12 protein-coding genes are annotated in these 17,158 nt (G+C 62.0%); 4 read left to right on the plus strand and 8 right to left on the minus strand.

Annotated features, from left to right (window positions below; all coding sequences use genetic code 11):
• Positions 1-125 precede the first annotated feature (125 nt).
• Both MA04_RS16320 and MA04_RS16325 read right to left on the minus strand, forming a co-directional pair.
• Positions 126-872, minus strand: coding sequence for a spermine/spermidine synthase domain-containing protein (locus MA04_RS16320; RefSeq protein WP_262461602.1), 747 nt, complete (start codon positions 870-872; stop codon positions 126-128).
• Entirely contained in the window at positions 873-3,854 is a 2,982-nt protein-coding gene (locus MA04_RS16325) for a DUF748 domain-containing protein (RefSeq protein ID WP_262461603.1), read from the minus strand.
• A gap of 187 nt (positions 3,855-4,041) precedes the next feature.
• On the opposite strand from MA04_RS16325, the gene MA04_RS16330 reads away from it, so the two are divergent.
• Positions 4,042-4,518, plus strand: coding sequence for a hotdog fold domain-containing protein (locus tag MA04_RS16330; protein ID WP_022996466.1), 477 nt, complete (start codon positions 4,042-4,044; stop codon positions 4,516-4,518).
• Positions 4,519-4,523: 5 nt separating this feature from the next.
• Here the strand turns inward: MA04_RS16330 and MA04_RS16335 are convergent, their stop codons facing one another.
• The 5 genes from MA04_RS16335 to MA04_RS16355 form a co-directional block, all read right to left on the minus strand.
• Positions 4,524-5,165: an alpha/beta family hydrolase gene (locus tag MA04_RS16335; RefSeq protein ID WP_262461605.1), complete on the minus strand. Its 642-nt coding sequence runs from the start codon at positions 5,163-5,165 to the stop codon at positions 4,524-4,526.
• An 18-nt stretch (positions 5,166-5,183) separates the two neighbouring features.
• Positions 5,184-5,945, minus strand: coding sequence for an SDR family NAD(P)-dependent oxidoreductase (locus MA04_RS16340; RefSeq protein WP_163125957.1), 762 nt, complete (start codon positions 5,943-5,945; stop codon positions 5,184-5,186).
• A gap of 117 nt (positions 5,946-6,062) precedes the next feature.
• The gene (locus tag MA04_RS16345; protein ID WP_163125959.1) at positions 6,063-7,109 is read right to left on the minus strand and encodes a PA0069 family radical SAM protein; all 1,047 of its coding nucleotides are present in this window, start codon (positions 7,107-7,109) and stop codon (positions 6,063-6,065) included.
• A gap of 101 nt (positions 7,110-7,210) precedes the next feature.
• Positions 7,211-7,522, minus strand: a complete 312-nt coding sequence (locus MA04_RS16350; protein ID WP_163125961.1) for a DUF2288 domain-containing protein — start codon at positions 7,520-7,522, stop codon at positions 7,211-7,213.
• A gap of 64 nt (positions 7,523-7,586) precedes the next feature.
• The gene (locus tag MA04_RS16355) at positions 7,587-8,999 is read right to left on the minus strand and encodes an alkaline phosphatase D family protein (protein ID WP_262461608.1); all 1,413 of its coding nucleotides are present in this window, start codon (positions 8,997-8,999) and stop codon (positions 7,587-7,589) included.
• A gap of 144 nt (positions 9,000-9,143) precedes the next feature.
• Here MA04_RS16355 and MA04_RS16360 point away from each other — a divergent pair, with 144 nt between their 5' ends.
• Both MA04_RS16360 and metG read left to right on the plus strand, forming a co-directional pair.
• Entirely contained in the window at positions 9,144-11,897 is a 2,754-nt protein-coding gene (locus MA04_RS16360) for a hybrid sensor histidine kinase/response regulator (RefSeq protein ID WP_262461611.1), read from the plus strand.
• Positions 11,898-12,018: 121 nt separating this feature from the next.
• Positions 12,019-14,052, plus strand: a complete 2,034-nt coding sequence (metG, locus tag MA04_RS16365) for a methionine--tRNA ligase (RefSeq protein ID WP_262461613.1) — start codon at positions 12,019-12,021, stop codon at positions 14,050-14,052.
• Positions 14,053-14,416: 364 nt separating this feature from the next.
• Here metG and MA04_RS16370 read toward each other — a convergent pair whose 3' ends face one another.
• The gene (locus tag MA04_RS16370; protein ID WP_163125965.1) at positions 14,417-14,875 is read right to left on the minus strand and encodes a Spy/CpxP family protein refolding chaperone; all 459 of its coding nucleotides are present in this window, start codon (positions 14,873-14,875) and stop codon (positions 14,417-14,419) included.
• A gap of 190 nt (positions 14,876-15,065) precedes the next feature.
• Between MA04_RS16370 and MA04_RS16375 the strand changes: the two genes are divergently transcribed.
• Positions 15,066-16,973, plus strand: coding sequence for an alkaline phosphatase D family protein (locus tag MA04_RS16375; protein ID WP_262461615.1), 1,908 nt, complete (start codon positions 15,066-15,068; stop codon positions 16,971-16,973).
• Positions 16,974-17,158: the final 185 nt, after the last annotated feature.

Genomic DNA, 17,158 nt, shown 5'->3' on the forward strand with positions numbered 1-17,158 from the left:
CAGAGGGCGAGTCCATACATAGGAGCTTGCCTGCAAGCGAATTGTGTTTTCGATCCCCAAGAGATTCGCTTGCAGGCAAGCTCCTACAGCGGCTTCGTAGTCTGCTCCGTGGGGAGCTGCACAGGCTAGTTCAGCTGGCGGATATGGTAGTTAAGGCGTCCGTCGCGCACGAATGAAGCCAACGCCGGATGCTCCTGCACCCGGCGCCGCAAGTGAACGCTGCGCGCCGGCAATCGGGAAAACGCCACGACCGCGTTGTGGCAATCACCGCAAGACAGGCGAAAACGGCTGGCCCAACCGGCCATGGCGGTGGAACCGGCCGCGTGGCTGTCGCGAAATTCGCGATAATCACCGAAGTTCATCACCAATACGCCATGCTCGGAGACATGCCGGCTCAAGCTGTCGCACCAGTCGCGATCCGCCGCCACCGCCCGCGTTACCGATTCATCCCTGGGCGCGAACAGGTCCTCGATGATCAAATCGAACGGCGGCCCCTTATAATCACGCAGCCACTGCACCGCATCACCTTCCACGGTTTCCATATCATCATCGATCACCTGAAACACTTCCCGCGCCACGGTCAGATGCAATGGGTCCATTTCCACCGCCACCAGACACTCCGGCTTCAGTAACCGGCGCAGCGGCGGAATCAGCGTGCCGCCTCCCAATCCCAATACCAGCACCCGGCGCAATCGCTCCGGTTCCCCTAATAAAGCCGGCAGCCACAACAGATCCCAGACGCTGCCGGTGACCAGGCGACGGGGGTGGAATTCGGAGTGCTGCACCCCATTGGCGTACAGCTCCAAAGTCGTTCGCCGGCGACGCACCTGATAACACACCCCGTCGTGCTGCTGCTCCCAGATCAGACTCATTTAATCGTTGCCCAGGCCAAGTTGAATGCCAGCCAGTTTACCGTCCATGGCCGGTTCGCCGAGACGGACACGGCCCGCATCCAGCCCATGCTGCTCCACCAGTTCGTTGCGCGCGTTCTCCGCCCGCTGGGTCGCCAATGTCCGCAGCGTCTGTGCGCTGACGTCCTTGGCGGCGGCTTCCACCAGCCGGTCCCAGGCCAGCTGGGCGCGGCGGGCATCGGCCTGGTCGTCGCGGCCTTCCACGCCCAACTCAGCGCTGTCGGTATTGAATCGTTTTTCGAATTCCTTGACGATGCGCTTGCCCCAGCGATTATCGGCCAGCGCCGCCTGCTCCCCCGGCCAGTCGCCACGGAACATGCCTTCACTCAACTGCTCACCCAGGGCCTGGCGAGCAAAGGCGGCCCGGTCCTCGTCATTGGTTTGTCCGCTGAGGGCCACCGACAGGCCCGGCCTTTTGCTGAGCACCTCATTCAAGGTGGCCAGATTCTGCCGGGTCTCCGCACCGGGCATGGCTTCACCGGCGGGAAACGCGATCTGCTCCAGATCCTTGCCGCCGGCCAGACTGGACAACAGCGAGAATGGCGCGGTGGCGGCTTTCACCAAGACGTTCTTGATCACCGTGAATACCAGTCCGGCAACACTGAAACTGGGATCATTCATATCTCCGGACACATTCAACGGGAGATTGATCATGCCCGAAGAATCACGCAACACCGACAAACCCAGCCGAACCGGCGCATTCACCGCGTCGTCGCTCTGCACCCGGTCACCCAGGAAAAAGCGGTCGGCGGCCACCGTGGAGCGGCTTTCCAACTGATTGTTTTCGATCTTCACCGTGGAGTTCACGCTCAGCAGGCCACGGCGCACCGCGTAGCCGAGAAAGCGCCCGGTATAAGGTGTCAGCCCTTCCATGCCATAGCTTTGGAAATCCATTTTCAGGTCCAGGAACAACGGATCCGGTGACACCGTGCCTTCCGCTTTCAAAGGCGCGTTGCCGTTCACCTTGCCATTCAAGGTGATCGCGGCACGGCCCCCGCCGGTGTCGAAATTGCGCACCGTGCTGTTCCATTGTTCCAAGGAAATGGCGAACGGTTTCGACAGCGACGCATCGTTGTGCGCCAGCTTCGAATTCTTCACACGGACCTGTTTAAGACCAACCCGCCAGGCTGGCCCGCCGGTGTCACCGCCACCACCGCCAGTATCGAGCCGCGACACCAGGTCCCGGCCCTGGGCGTCCACGCGATTGACCAGATCCAAACCGCTGATATCGATATTGGCCACCGTGGCGCGATGCTCGGCGGTGTTGACCGACACACCGCTGGCCTGCATCGCCGCCAGTTTGGCGAAGCTCTGGCCATTGCCTTCGAGCAGATCAAGGTTGTTCAATCCAGCGCCGCCGGACACGGTCACCACCGGTTCTTCGCCGGACACATCCACTTGCACGTCCGCACTGGCCTGGCCGCTGCGTATGGTGATCGGCACGGCCTGTTTCACCCAGGGCGCGAACGCCGGAAGCGGGATAGCGTCCGCTTTGATCGCCACGGAGACGTTCAGCGGCGACAGACTGCCTTCACCGCTGTGATTGAGCTGGCCACTCTCCGCCAGCAGCGCGTCGCCCTGCCAATGCCAGCTGATCTGGTCGCCCACGGTCACATCGGTGACGGTCAGATTGGTGTTGGTGAGCGCCACTGGCGTGGCTGGATTCACGGTTTTGTCCAGCAATGTCAGTTGCGCTTGTTCCAACGCCACCGTTTGCAAGGTTACCCGCCAGGGTGCACCGGCATTGTCTTCGGTGATTTCATCGTCCTCTTCGGACGCGTTACGCGGCAGGAACAGGGTGGCCAGATCAAGCCCCTCCTGATCCAGCTCCGCTTTCACCACCGCGTCACTGATGCGCACTTCCGGCACCATCACCTCACGAGCCACCGTATCCAGGCTTACACCGTTGACGGCGATGCGTGGCAGGGTCAGATTGGCCTCTTCCTGGCCGGCACGGCGGATCACCAGGTTATCCAGTTCCAAAGAACCGTTGCTCACCGTCAGTCCCTGCCCCTGTTCCGCCGAGAACCGGTAATCCGCGCTCAACGCCAGATGGCCGGACGGAATGCGGAAATCGAACTGGGAGCGCAACAACTGAGCAAAGGACACCAGATCCACCTGGGTCATACTCAGTTGCCCATCGGTGCTCAACGGCAGGAGATTAAAGCGACCGCTCCATTCCAGCGTGCCACCATCCGGCCCCTCGATATTCAGGGCATAGCGATTGTCTTCCTGCTCCGGCGTCCGGGTAGTGAGATCCTCGACCTTGAATTCCACCGGCAGCGTCAGCGTCACCGGTTCCTCGCCGGTGGCGTCGATGAAGCGCACCTGGCCGGCGGTCAATTGCAGCACATCCACTGTCAGCGCCGGCACCGGGGATTCCTGTTGTTGCGCCCCGTCAGCCTCGCCGGCCGGTGTTTCTTCCGCTACCGGCTGTTCCTGTGGCTCTTGAGGTTCCTGTTGCTCCTGCTCTGGCGCGACGTCTTGCTGCTCCGGTTCGCTGTCGCTGTCCGCATCGGCGGCCGGTTGTGAAAGTCTGGCGAGAATATCGTCGATACTCAGCTCGCCGCCCTTGCCCCGCCACAGCCCCGCGTCCAGCCCATCCAGGCTGATTTCCCTGACCCACGGGCGCCAATGGAACAGCGAAGACCAGAACTGGGCATTGACGAACAAACGCTGAAACCCCAGCAGAGTGTCGGTGCGGTCGTCGGCGATATCGAACCCTTCCACGGTTGCCGATAAGACAAAGGGATTGAGACTGACCTTTTCCACCGTTACCGTCCGACCCAGCAACGAGGACAATTCCTCCTCCGCTTTGCCGCGCAGCCAGCCGGGCAGAATCAGTCCCACCACCACCAGATACAACACGTAGAGGAAAAGGCAGATCACCACCGTACGCCGGCCCCAGCCCTGGCGGCGCCACCACTGTAATGGGGTGTCCATGTCAGTCTCCTGTTCCTTGCGTCCGTGAGAGCACTATTACTGTCCCGAGATAGCCTTTGTCGATACCGCCTGCCAAACCCAGGCCCGGCTCAATTATCGACGACGAGACCGCCGCCGAGGTTTCCACGGCCATTGTGCCGGGAATCAGCGCCGGCACAATCGGGGCCTTCCTTTCTGGAGAGCCCCCATGAGCGACAATTATCTGCTTAGTCTGTACCGCAAAACCCGCCGGATTCCCAAGGGGCGGGAATTGTTTTCCCTGATTTTCAGCCGCAAGGCGCCTTATTTCGGCACCGTCCGGCCCCTGATCGCCGAATTGCGTCCCAACTACTGCGAAGTTCACATCAAAAAACGCAAGGCAGTGGAGAATCACATCGGCACGGTTCATGTCATCGCCATTTGTAATGCCCTGGAAGCCGCCATGGGCGCCATGGCCGAGGCGTCCATTCCCAAACACCTGCGCTGGATTCCCAAGGGCATGGACGTGCGCTACACCGCCAAGGCCAGCAGCGACATCGTCGCCACCGCCGAAGTGGACGCCGATGCCTGGGAAAACGGCCCGGACCTGCCGGTCACTGTCACCGCCCGGCGCGACGATGGCACCGTGGTGGTGGCCGGTACCATTCACCTCTGGGTTACCGAAAAACCGGCCCGGGACGCCTGACTTCACTAGTGCGCATCGATGAACTCAACGATACGGTCCGCCGCCTCACGCAGGTTGTCCTGATGGCTTACCGGCGCCGATTTGCGCGGCTTCAGGTCATGGTCCCCATCGGGCAGCCAGGTCACCGTCACCCGGCTGCCCAGAGCATAACCGGCCACTTCCGGCGGCTTGCCGAACGGATCCCGCTCTCCCTGACAGATCAGCGTCGGCCGCGACAACGACGGCAGGTGTTCGGTGCGGGTACGTTCCGGTTTCCCCGGCGGATGGAACGGGTAGCCCAGGGCCACCACGCCGGCCCAGGGCTGCTTGTCCGCTCCGGAGTCCGCCGCCACCAGCGTCGCCATGCGGCCACCCATGGATTTGCCGCCAATCCATAGTGGCAATCCGGTGCTGCTTTCCTTGAGCACCTGGCCGACAACAGCGTCAAACCGGGCCAGCAGCCTCGCGGCCCGGTCCGGCGGTGCCTTGATGCCTTCGCGGCGCCTCCGGTCCATATAATCGAATTCAAAGCGGGCCACCTCAATACCCCGCTCCGCCAGCAGTTCCGCCATGCCCGTCATGAACGGACTGTCCATCGGCGCCCCGGCGCCATGGGCCAGCACCAGGGTAGCTTTTGGCCGCTCCGGCCGATTCCACAACAACGACAATGATCGGTCTCCTCACCATCAGGCCTGTAACCAGGCGGCAATACGGCGGTTCACCAGGCGTGGGGAGAATTTGCCAAGCCAGACCAGCAACCGGTTACGCCAGCCGGTCACCACGATGGCTCGCCGCCGGTGTTCCAGAGCCTGACGCACCACATCGCGGGGCTGCATGGTACCGGCCCTGAACAGCCTGGTCCCGCTCATGTTGGCCTGCTCGGCGAATTCGGTACGGGTGGCACCGGGACAAAGCGCACTGACCTCGATGCCCTGCCCTCGCAATTCCTCATGCAGGGCTTCACTGAAGGACAGCACGAACGCCTTGGTGGCGTAGTAGACGGCCATGTTCGGCCCGGCCTGAAAGGCCGCGGTGGAGGCCACGTTGATGATGAACGCATCGCGGGCGGTGCTCAGTTGCGGTAACACCTGCCAGGTCAGCGCCACCAGAGCGTTGACGTTCACCTGGATCATGCTCATCTGCCGTGGCAACGGCAGATCCTTGAACGGCCCCCGGTCACCAAAACCGGCGTTATTGATCAGCCCCACCAGACGAATCGCGCGGGTATCCAGGTCGTGTATCAGGCGCGCCACCGCATCGGGGCTGGCCAGATCGCATTCCAGCGCCACCACCTCAATATTGAACGAAGCCGCCAATTCCTCGCCCAACCGTTGCAGGGCCGGCAAACGCCGCGCCGCCAGTACCAGGTTGTACCCTTCCGCCGCCAATTGCCGGGCGAAAGCATCGCCAATACCGGCACTGGCGCCGGTGATCAGTACTGCTTCCATACCCCGCTCCGTCGATGGTTCAGATGCTCTCAGTTAACGCTTTTTTCACTGCATATTTAAGTGTCGATTCGTAAAAGCCTGTTCAAAATGGCGAAGACAGCGGACATCGGAGAAATCCTAATCCCCCCACAGGCTCATCTGGCCTTCCAAACCCGGTGGTCGAAAACCGGAGACATCCAGCTCGAAACCTTCCCGGGGCGCCAGGCCGTGGCGCTGGCAGGCGTTGCGGAACCGCTGGGACAACAACGATGCCCAGGGCCCCTTGCCCTGATGGCGATGGAACCAACGGCTATCATAGGCGGCGCCGCCATGCAGCTCCCGCAGCGTCGCCATCACCCGTCCGGCGCGATCCGGATAATGCTCCTGCAACCATTGCTCCCACAGAGCGCCCAGCTCATGGGGCAGACGCAACACCACATAACCGGCGCTGCGGGCACCGGCGGCAGCCACCTGCTCGACGATATCTTCCAGCTCGTGATCATTGATGAACGGAATCAACGGCGCCACCAGTACCGTCACCGGCACACCGGCCCGGGCCAGTTCCCGCACCACCCGTACCCGCTCGCGGCCGGCGGTGGCACGTGGCTCCAGCTGATTCTTCAGCACATTGTCCAGGGTGGTCACCGATACCGCCACGCTGGCTCGCCCGTTCCGCGCCATCGGCGCGATCAGGTCCAGGTCCCGCAGCACCAGAGCGCTTTTGGTGATCAGACTGAACGGGTGGGCGCAATCGGACAACACTTGCAGGATCTCACGGGTAATGCGCCGCTCCCGTTCCACCGGCTGATAGGGATCGGTGGCGGTGCCGATCACCAGCGGACGGCAACGGTAGCCCGGCTTGCGCAGCGCATCACGCAACACCTCGGCGGCGTTGTCCTTACAGAAAATCTCGCTTTCAAAATCCTGCCCCGGCGACAGATCCACATAGGCGTGATTGGGGCGGGCGAAACAGTAAATGCAGCCATGCTCGCAGCCCCGATAGGGATTGATACTGCTGTCAAAGTGCAGATCCGGGCTGCGATTATGGGTAATAACGGAACGGGCGATTTCCCGGTGGTAGCGAGTGGGCCGCGCCGCCGGAGGCTCGTCCCGTTCTATCCGGGTTACCGCGAAGCGGCCCGGGCATTCGCTCAGGGTACCCCTATTACCGGCTTGGTTGGCCATGATCCACCCTCAAAACACTGTTCTTTTGAACAGTATTATCAGGACAGATCAGAGCCGACGCAAGCGCTTTGGACGGCGGCGTAGAGATCGTGAACAGGCTCTTAGTGCAGTGGTATCGGCTGGACCAGCACCCAGGGCTTCACCACCAGGGTCCATAGCTCCTGATCGGTCTCGAACCAGTCCTTCGCCTGCTCATCCTGGACCAGATCCACTTCGCCGCTATGTCGCCAGGCGGCGATTTGTGCCACCCGATCCTCGGCGAACGCCGCCGCCACATCGATCAGGTCCAGATTGCCGGCCACCGCCACCACCAGGCCCCGGGCGAAGAACGGTTGCAGTTCGGACCAGCGTATCGGAGCGGTTTCCTGATTCAGTTTTTCTCGCAATACCTGGCCGGGGGAAGGCTCGGTCATGACGGCTCCGGTCGAAAAAAGGGGCGCCATTATGGCCCAGGTGACGAGCGGGGAAAAACCGCCGTCACCATTGGATTTCGCGGCCCACCTGCGGCAGCGGCTCGCCATGCCGGTCGTAGGCGGTCAGCGAAGCCCCATTGTCATCAAGCACAATCCGCGAGAACGCGTCACGGCTATGCACTTCGCCGGGCACCGACACCTTGCCCATCGATAACCGGCTCAAACCGCGCAGGCTGTGCTGATCACGGATCATCGGCCGGTACCAGCGAAACGCCATCAGCGCGGTGGGCCAGAACAGCCCGGAGCAGATCCAGGCGTGCACCGGCGCGCGACCACGGGCATCCAGGCGTGCGTAAAGCGAGGCATGCACATCGCCGCTGAGCACCAGTACACGCCGACAGCCGGCATCACGGATACCCTCCAGCAGCCGCTGACGCTGGGCCCGGAACCCTTCCCAGGCGTCGTTGCCGCGAAACGGCCAGCGCTGTTCCGGGAACAGCGGCACCGAGGACACCAGGCATTTGATTCGGTCAGGTTCGGTATTGAGCCACTCCAGCACCGCTTGTTCCTGCGCCTTGGAGGTAATCCGCTTCTGCCATGGCCAGCGGCTCAGCACTCGCTCGGTGCGCAGGTCCATCATGAAGAAGTCCGCGCAGCCCCAGCGGAAGCGGTACCAGAGCGCATCCGGATCCCGGTCCAGCCGGGTGCCGGCGTCGTTCAGCGGCACCGCCGGCGAATGCGAGGCCTGATAGATCTGATAGGCCTTGATCGCCGCCGGATACTTACTGGTCCAGAGATCGGCGTCCGCCCGCGCCGGCCAGTTATTCTCGATCTCATGGTCATCAAGAATCATGTGCTGGTTGTAGCGGGCCATCAGCCGCTTGATATTGGGCTGACCAAAACTCTGCCGGTACAGGTCGAAGTAATGCTGTTGGGTGGACGCCGCCGCCAACCGCCAGGTGGCATCGGCATAGACCTGATCGCCGCCAAACATGACGAAATCAGTGGGCTCGTGCTCGGCGACACCGGCCATGGTGGCGAATACCCGATCGGCCCGGGCATCTTCCACCTCACGGTCGGGCCCGACGAAGCGGTAGCAACAGGAGCCGAACAGGAACCGCGCCGGTGCTTTTTCATCCAGCGGCGAGGTACGGAAGGTCCCGTCATCGGCCCCATCCCATTGCAATGCCGTATCGGCCACGGCACTGTCACTGACCCAGCCGGCCTGGAACTGGTAACGGCATCCCGGCTCCAGTTCCGAGAGCACCACCACGCCGCTGCTGTCGAAATTGCCGTTGATGCGAAAATGCTTCGGTCCGCGCCAGTGGTGTTCCCCTTCGCGACGCCAGCGAATTCGCCCTAATGCCCTTTTTTCCCCGGCCACCAGCGACGCGGTCGGCATCACCCCCAAAATACGCACCCGCCGTGGCGCTACCGCTCCCACCACGGGTCCCACCGAAAACGAGTGGACTTTCACATTCCCCCCTACTTTGGCTTTCTATTTCACGGTGGCAAGGCCGCCATACTTAATTAATACTATCCGCATGGATCGCCTCATCGGGTTACAACGATTTTGATCAAGGACGCACCGAACCGTTCAATCTGGCTCGCACTTTCGGGCTTGCTCATCTTACTGCTGTCGGTAAGCGCGCACGCCGTGGAAGCGGTGGTCATCAACCACGGCGACGATGACCTCTCGCCCTATTCCCACCTCGGCTATTTCTGCGCCCCGGCCAATCAAGTACCCGACCGCAACACCCTGACCCGTGATCTGCAACGCTGGCCGTGGCAACCGGCCGGTGAGCACGCCCCCAATCTCGGCTTCACCCGGGACCATTGCTGGTTCCGGCTGGCGGTGGAGAACCGCGATCCGGCGCGCACCGACTGGCGCGTGGAAATCCCCTACGGCCTGCTGGGGCGGATACAAGTGTACGTGCTGGACGGGCAAAATGCGCAACTCTCGGAGTATCGGGCCGGGATCGATCTGCCCTTCAAGGCGCGCCCGGACCACCACGCCCTGCCGGCATTCCCGTTAACCCTGCCCGCCGGCGAGCCGCGCACCGTACTGATGCTGGTGGATTCCGCCCACAGCATTCAACTGCCCATGCAGTTGCTCAGTTCCGAACGTTTTCATCAGCAGTTGCAGCACAGGACGCTGCTGCAAGGCCTGTTCTTCGGCGGCATGCTGGTGATGATTCTCTACAATCTGGTGCTGTTCTTCACCATCCGCGAGCGGGTTTATCTGCTGTACGTTTGCTGGTCCCTGGTGGTGACCCTGTTCATGGCCACGTTACACGGATTCAGCCAGCAATATCTGTGGCCGGGTTCCGCTTTGATCAGTCAGTACTCGGTGCATTACCTGCTGCCGCTGATCGTCATCATGCCGTCGTTGTTCAGCCTTAATTTCCTCAGTCTGGCGGAGCGGGCACCGCCGCTGGCCCAGTTGCTCAGGGGGCTGGTGACGATGGGAGTGGTTCTGCTGCTAGCGGCCCCCTTCATCAGCCGCGATACGCTCATCCCGATCTGCGTGCTGGCGATCCTGGTCATGGATGTCAGCATCATGGCGGTGGCGGTGGCCCGGGCTCTGGCCGGGGATCCCGACGCTCGTATTTTCACTCTGGCCTGGACCTGCTTCATGATCGGCGCCGCCACCATGGCGTTGAACAAGTACGGCGTACTGCCACGAACCACACTCACCGAGAATCTGGCGCAAATCGGCGTGTTCCTGGACGTGGTGCTGTTGTCCCTGGCGCTGGCCCGGCGTATCACCCGGCTCAAGGAGGCCCACGCCCATTCCGTACGCGACAAGGCGGTGGCCGAGATGGAAGCGTTCAAGGCCGGCGCCCGCAACCAGGCCAAGAGCGAGTTCCTGGCCACCATGAGCCACGAAATCCGCACCCCCATGAACGGCATCATCGGCATGACCGACTTGCTGCGGCGTACTGATCTGACTCACCAGCAGGGTCAGTATGTGGACACCATTTACCAGTCCACCCAATCACTGGTGACGGTCATCAATGACATTCTCGATTACTCCCGTATCGAGTCCGGCAAGCTGGAACTGGAGCTTCAGGAAGTGGACCTGGAGGCCCTGGTGGACGATTGCGTGCGACTGTTTACCGCCCGCGCCAACGAAAAACGGCTGCCCTTGTACACCTACATCGACTCGCGGGTACCGCAGTACATCCAGGCCGACCCGATCCGCCTCAAACAGATTCTCACCAATCTGCTCAGTAACGCCTTCAAATTCACCGATCGCGGCCAGGTGGCACTGCACCTGACCGTGCGTCAGTCACCCGACGACCAGGGCTATTGCGTGCTGATGATGGAGGTGGTGGACACCGGCATCGGCCTGGACGAGGCGCAACAGCGTAATCTGTTCCAAGTGTTCAACCAGAGCCCCCACGGCGCCCGCCACAAGGCCCAGGGGGCCGGACTCGGGCTGACCATCTGCAAACGGCTGGTGCAGTTGATGGGCGGCGAGATCGGCGTATCCAGCTCGCTGGGGCGCGGTGCCACCTTCTGGTTGACCCTGCCCACCCGGGTTCAGCGCGGTCCACGGCAGGACCGGCCTCTGGCCGGCCGCAAGGTCATGCTGCTCAATCAGGACGCGGCCCTGTCGTTGAGCCTGTCCCAGTTGCTCACCCGCTGGGGCCTGCAAGTGTATGAGAACAGCGATGCCCGCGAAGCCCTGAACACCCGCCCGGCGGACCTTGAGGTGGATCTTCTGATCGCGGCGGAGGACAACCTGCAGCTGTGCGACGACCTGCTGGCCGTGCGACGCGCCTTCGGCAATCCGCCCCTGATGATCCTGCAGACTATTGGCGCCCAGTTGGAAGGCGAACTGCCGGAAGACATGTTGCTGCTGGAAACACCGGTATCGTCCCGGGGCCTGAAAAACACCCTGGGCCAGTTGCTGCGGCAGCAGCAACCGCCTCCTCCCGAGGCAGGCCCGCGCCCCACTGTCAGCGGCTCACCGCTGGCCCGGCTGAATGTCATGGTGGTGGAAGACAACGCGGTGAACCAGTTGGTGATCGATTCCATCCTGCGGTCACTGGGCATTCACGCCACCCTCCTCGACCACGGCGGTCAGGCGCTGGAACACGCGATGCGGACGCCGGGGGGCTGGGACGTGATCTTCATGGACTGCGAAATGCCGGTCATGGACGGCTATCAGGCCACCCGCGAAATCCGCCAATTCGAGGCGGACCGGGAAGTGGACCCGAGCTGGATCATCGCGCTGTCCGCCCACGCCACCAACGACTACGTGCAGAAAGCACGGGAAGCCGGCGTGGACGACTACCTCAGCAAACCCGTCTCCCGCGACCAGGTGATGGAGGCGCTGCAACGCAACCGGGCCATCGCCAATCTGTGAGCCCAGCAATCGCGGCTCGTGAGTCGCGATTGGCCGGCTGCCCCGGTTCGAATCAGGCGTGAAAATAACCGCCATGGCCAGTATCATAGCCGGTCCGATTCCGTCCACGATGTAGTCTTTCATGAGCGACCAAACCCGTAAGATCCTGGTTACCAGCGCCCTGCCCTACGCCAATGGCCCGATTCACCTGGGCCATCTGCTGGAATACATTCAGACCGACATCTGGGTGCGCTTCCAGAAACTGCGTGGCGTCAATTGCCTTTATGTCTGCGCCGACGACGCTCACGGCACCGCCATCATGCTCAAGGCGCAGGAAAACGGCATCACGCCGGAGCAGCAGATCGCCCAGGTGAAAGCCGATCACGAACGGGATTTCGCCGACTTTCTGATCCGCTTCGATAACTACTACAGCACCCACAGCCCGGAGAACAAAGCGCTCTCCGAAATGGTGTTCCAGCGCAACAAAGACGCCGGCTACATCGTCGAGAAGACCATCACCCAGCTTTACGACCCGGAAAAGGGCATGTTCCTGGCGGACCGCTTCGTCCGCGGCACCTGCCCGAAATGCAAATCCCCGGATCAGTACGGCGACAACTGCGAGGTGTGCGGCGCCACCTACTCGCCAGCGGAGCTGATCAATCCCTATTCCGCCATCAGCGGCGCCACTCCGGTGGAAAAAGACGTCACTCAGTTATTCTTCGACCTGCCTCAGTTCGAACCGTTGCTGCGCGAATGGACCCGCTCCGGCTCCCTCCAGGAAGGCGTGGCCAACAAGCTTCAGGAATGGATGGAAGACCTGCAGCCCTGGGACATCTCCCGGGAGGCTCCCTATTTCGGCTTCGAAATTCCCGGCTATCCGGGCAAGTTCTTCTATGTCTGGCTGGACGCACCGATCGGTTACATGGCCAGCTTCCAGAACCTTTGCCAGCGCGAGGGGCTGGATTTCGATGAATACTGGCAGCCGGACTCCAAGACCGAGCTGTATCATTTCATCGGCAAGGACATCATCAACTTCCATGGCCTGTTCTGGCCGGCGATGCTGGATGGCGCCGGGCTACGCAAACCCACCGCCATCTTCAGCCATGGCTTTGTCACCGTGAACGGCGCCAAGATGTCCAAATCCCGCGGCACCTTCATCAAGGCACGCACCTATCTGGAGCATCTGAACCCGGAGTACCTGCGCTATTATTTCGCCGCCAAACTCAACAACCGGGTGGACGACTTCGATCTCAACCTGACCGACTTCGCCCAGCGCGTGAACACCGACCTGGTCGGCAAGGTGGTGAACATCGCCAGCCGCACCGGTAACTTCGTCAAGAAATTCGGCGGTACTCTGAGTGCCCAGATGGATAATCCATTACTGGTGCGAGAAGCCCAGGAAGCGGCCCCTCGCATCGCCGAATTCTATGAACAACGGGAGTTCGGCAAGGCCATGCGCGAGATCATGGCGCTGGCCGATCACGCCAACGGCTACATCGCCGACAAGGCCCCCTGGACCCTGGCCAAGGAAGAGGGTCGGGAACAGGAAGTCCTGGCTGTGTGTACCACTGCCCTGAACGTGTTCCGCCTGCTGACGCTGTATCTGAAACCGGTATTGCCGGGTCTGGCGGAGCGGGCTGAGCAATTCCTGGCGGTCGAGCCGATGACCTGGGCGGATGCCGACAAGCTGCTGCTGGAGCACCCGATCAACAAGTTCACCCCGTTGATGGCGCGAGTGGATATGGCCCATATCGAAGCCATGCTGGAAGCGTCCAAGGATTCCACGCCGGCGGCGGCAACGAAAAAGGAAGACGACAAAGCGGCCAGGGCGGCGGAGCAAAGTGATGGTCACATTGATATCAGTGATTTCAGCAAAGTGCAGCTGCGCGTCGCCAGGGTGATCGAAGCGTCCCACGTGGAAGGTGCCGATAAACTGTTGTGTCTGCGGCTGGACGTCGGCGCACTCGGCGAGCGCACCGTATTTTCCGGTATCAAAGCCAAATACAGCCCGGAACAATTGGACGGCCGGTTGCTGGTACTGGTAGCCAATCTGGCGCCACGCAAGATGAAATTCGGTGTTTCCGAAGGCATGATTCTGGCCGCCGGCCCCGGTGGCGAGGATATCTTCCTGCTGTCCCCGGACAGCGGCGCCGAACCCGGCATGGAAGTGGGCTGAACAAAACGGTCATGGACGGTGGCTAAAAAAGGTTCATCGCGAAATAACGGGAATGTGGGCCTCCATCGGGGAGGCGGGCTCCACAACGGCGGCCGCCGGCACAGAAGGGGCTACGAAGCCGCTGTGGGAGCTTTAGCGGCCGCCGAATTTGTGTCTCCAAGGCCAGAAGAGCACCATGCTTTCCGGTCACCTCGAAGCGGAGCCGCGTTACGCCTTTGCGGGACCCTGCTTCACGGCGTTCCCGCAAAGACGTGACGCGGCTCCGCTGTCCATGACGGAGGGCAATTCCAGTTCCCGACAAACCGCGATGAACCAAAAAAAAGCGGGCCTAAAGGCCCGCTTTTTTCGCCAGACAACCTCGCGTTTAGCGTTGTTGCTGCTGTTGTTGTTGCTGCATCTGCTGCATACGCTGTTGCATCTGACGCTGCTGTTCCTCCATTTTCTTCTGCAGCTCGGCGCGTTGCTCTTCGGTCATCACCGATTCCACCTGAGCTTGCAGCAGTACTGTTTTACCGGTGATCTCGCCCATCACTTCGCCCAGTTTCTTCGCCGTGCGAGTAATATTGCGCTCGCTGTAACCGGGCTTCACTTCGCCTTGCAGCTTTTCCTGAAGGCTGCGAGCTTCCGTCTGGAGCTTGCGGACCTCAGCATCGGTGGACTGAATCAGACCACGGATTTCCTTCTGCTGATCGTCGGTCAGATTGACCAGACTGGCCAGCTGAGCCACTTCATCCGGCTGCCCAGCCTGCTGCGCCTGAGCGGCCAGCGGCAAGCTCAGAGTCAAAGCGGTCAGGGCCACGCCGAGCAATCGAAAAAGTTTCATAACATCTCCATTGAAATTCATCTTCAGGTCCGATACGCCGTGTACCCTATCTCATTCCCCCGGGAAAAACGCGATGCGGTATGGAAAACACGACACTTTTTACGCTTGTTCAACATCAGCTGCCCGCCGCCGGGACGGGCGCTATCCGTGATTCTCGCGCCTTCGCTACCCTGCATGAGAAGGAGGGTTGATGTCCAGTACCCCGGATCTCCCGCCGGTCCTGGCCGGACCGATTCTGAGACGATTGGAAGAACGACGCCTGGTACTGTGGCTGGTCGCTTCCCACGATCTGGATTTGCATCTGCACCTGTTCGAAGCGGATCCGCAGGGCGCACAACCGGACCGGCAATGGCCTCTGAACGCCGACAACTGCCGCAGGCTGCCGGTCGGCGCCGCGGCGGTATTGCACCTGATCGATCTGCCACTGACCTCTTCATTGCCCGAGGGGCAAGAAGTCGGCTACGACCTGATCATCAACGGCCAAGGGGCGGTAGCGGACTGGGCGCCCCATTTGCTGCACGCCGGCCAGCGCCGCCCCAGCCTGGTATGGCGGCGGCGTCTTACCAATCTGTTGCACGGCTCCTGCCGCAAGCCCCACCAGCCCGGGCCGGACGGGCTGGCGCGGGCGGATCAGGTGGTGGCGGACTCGCTCGGTGATGCCGAAGCGCGCCCTAACCTGCTGCTGCTCACCGGCGACCAGATCTATGCCGATGACGTGGCCATGCCGATGCTGGCCACCGTCCATGCCCTGATTGCCCGGCTCGGGCTGGTCGATGAAACCCTGGAAGGTGCCCGCGTTGGAGACAGCCAGGCGCTTTACCAACACCAGGACGGCTTCCACCGGCAACGCCTGCTGCCGGCGGTGGAAAGTGGCCGCGCCCTGCGCAAACGCTTTTTCGGTGGCGTGCGCAAGCCGATCTTCACCACCGCCAGCGCCGATCGCCACCTGGTCACGTTCGCCGAAGTGATCGCCATGTATCTGCTGGCCTGGTCACCGATCCCCTGGAATCTGGCCGAGCCGCGCCCTCCTCTCCTGGACGCCACCGACCAGGAACAGTATCAGCGCGAAGCGCGGGCCTTGGCCGCGTTCCGGGAGCAGATGCCAGCGGTGGCCAGGGCCCTGGCGCATCTACCGACGTTGATGATCTTCGACGATCACGATGTCACCGACGATTGGAATCTGACCGCCGACTGGGAGTTGACCGCCTACGGCCAGCCCTTTTCACGCCGCATCATCGGCAACGCCCTGATCGCCTACCTGCTCTGTCAGGGCTGGGGTAACGCGCCGGACCGGGTGGCGCCTCTGATCGATGACGCCGCCGCGTTGCTCAGCGACGGCACCGGTGCTCTGGTTATGGCGTCCCAGGACGCACTGATCACCCGCCTGCTGCGTTTTGAAGGCTGGCATTATCAATGGCCGGGCACGCCCAAACTGATCGTGCTGGACACCCGCACCCGCCGCTGGCGCAGCGAGCGCCGCCCTACCCGCCCTTCCGGGCTGTTGGATTGGGAGGCGCTCTCCGAACTGCAACAAGCCTTGCTCGGCGAGGAAGCGGTGGTGGTGGTTTCACCGGCCCCAATGTTCGGCGTGAAATTGATCGAGACCGTGCAGCGGCTGTTCACTCTGATCGGCAAGCCGTTGATGGTGGACGCCGAAAACTGGATGGCGCACCCGGGGGCCGCCCGGGTTCTGCTGAATATCTTCCGGCACTCCCGCACCCCGGCCAACTACGTGATCCTGTCCGGGGATGTGCACTATTCCTTCGTCTACCGGATCCGCATCCGTCACCGCGACGGCGGCCCGCGCATCTGGCAGATCACCGACAGCGGCCTGCGCAACCGTTTCCCGGAGCGGCTGCTGGAATGGTTCGACCGGCTCAACCGCTGGCTTTATGCCCCCTGGTCGCCACTCAACGCTTTCACCAAACGCCGCCGGCTGGCGGTGACGCCCTACCGGCCCGATCCCCATGAAGCCGGCCGGCGCCTGCTGAACCGTGCGGGCATTGGCCGGGTCTGGCTGGATGCCGACGGCGCTCCGGCGCGAATCCGGCATCTGGGCGCCGATGGCCGCGATGCCGAATTCGAGCCGGATGACTGAGTGCCGCTTGATCCACAACAAACCCGGAGGCAGGTCATCACCGCATAATCCAGCCTGAGAGGCGGTTTCTTATAACGAAACCGACGGGTAGGGTAAACAAAACCGTCTTGTTCGGCATATTTCCCTGTCCCATACTATGCCGCCTTCATAAACTGGTGAGAAAACAGGCCCGCGGCGCCTTGGCG

Source organism: Alloalcanivorax balearicus MACL04 (assembly GCF_025532145.1).
Classification (GTDB): Bacteria; Pseudomonadota; Gammaproteobacteria; order Pseudomonadales; family Alcanivoracaceae; genus Alloalcanivorax; species Alloalcanivorax balearicus.

Excerpts from the sequence above, each read along its gene's own strand:
- MA04_RS16320 (WP_262461602.1), bottom strand. The coding sequence starts at position 872 with ATGAGTCTGATCTGGGAGCAGCAGCACGACGGGGTGTGTTATCAGGTG.
- MA04_RS16325 (WP_262461603.1), bottom strand. The coding sequence starts at position 3,854 with ATGGACACCCCATTACAGTGGTGGCGCCGCCAGGGCTGGGGCCGGCGT.
- MA04_RS16330 (WP_022996466.1), top strand. The coding sequence starts at position 4,042 with ATGAGCGACAATTATCTGCTTAGTCTGTACCGCAAAACCCGCCGGATT.
- MA04_RS16340 (WP_163125957.1), bottom strand. The coding sequence starts at position 5,945 with ATGGAAGCAGTACTGATCACCGGCGCCAGTGCCGGTATTGGCGATGCT.
- MA04_RS16345 (WP_163125959.1), bottom strand. The coding sequence starts at position 7,109 with ATGGCCAACCAAGCCGGTAATAGGGGTACCCTGAGCGAATGCCCGGGC.
- MA04_RS16350 (WP_163125961.1), bottom strand. The coding sequence starts at position 7,522 with ATGACCGAGCCTTCCCCCGGCCAGGTATTGCGAGAAAAACTGAATCAG.
- metG (WP_262461613.1), top strand. The coding sequence starts at position 12,019 with ATGAGCGACCAAACCCGTAAGATCCTGGTTACCAGCGCCCTGCCCTAC.
- MA04_RS16370 (WP_163125965.1), bottom strand. The coding sequence starts at position 14,875 with ATGAAACTTTTTCGATTGCTCGGCGTGGCCCTGACCGCTTTGACTCTG.
- MA04_RS16375 (WP_262461615.1), top strand. The coding sequence starts at position 15,066 with ATGTCCAGTACCCCGGATCTCCCGCCGGTCCTGGCCGGACCGATTCTG.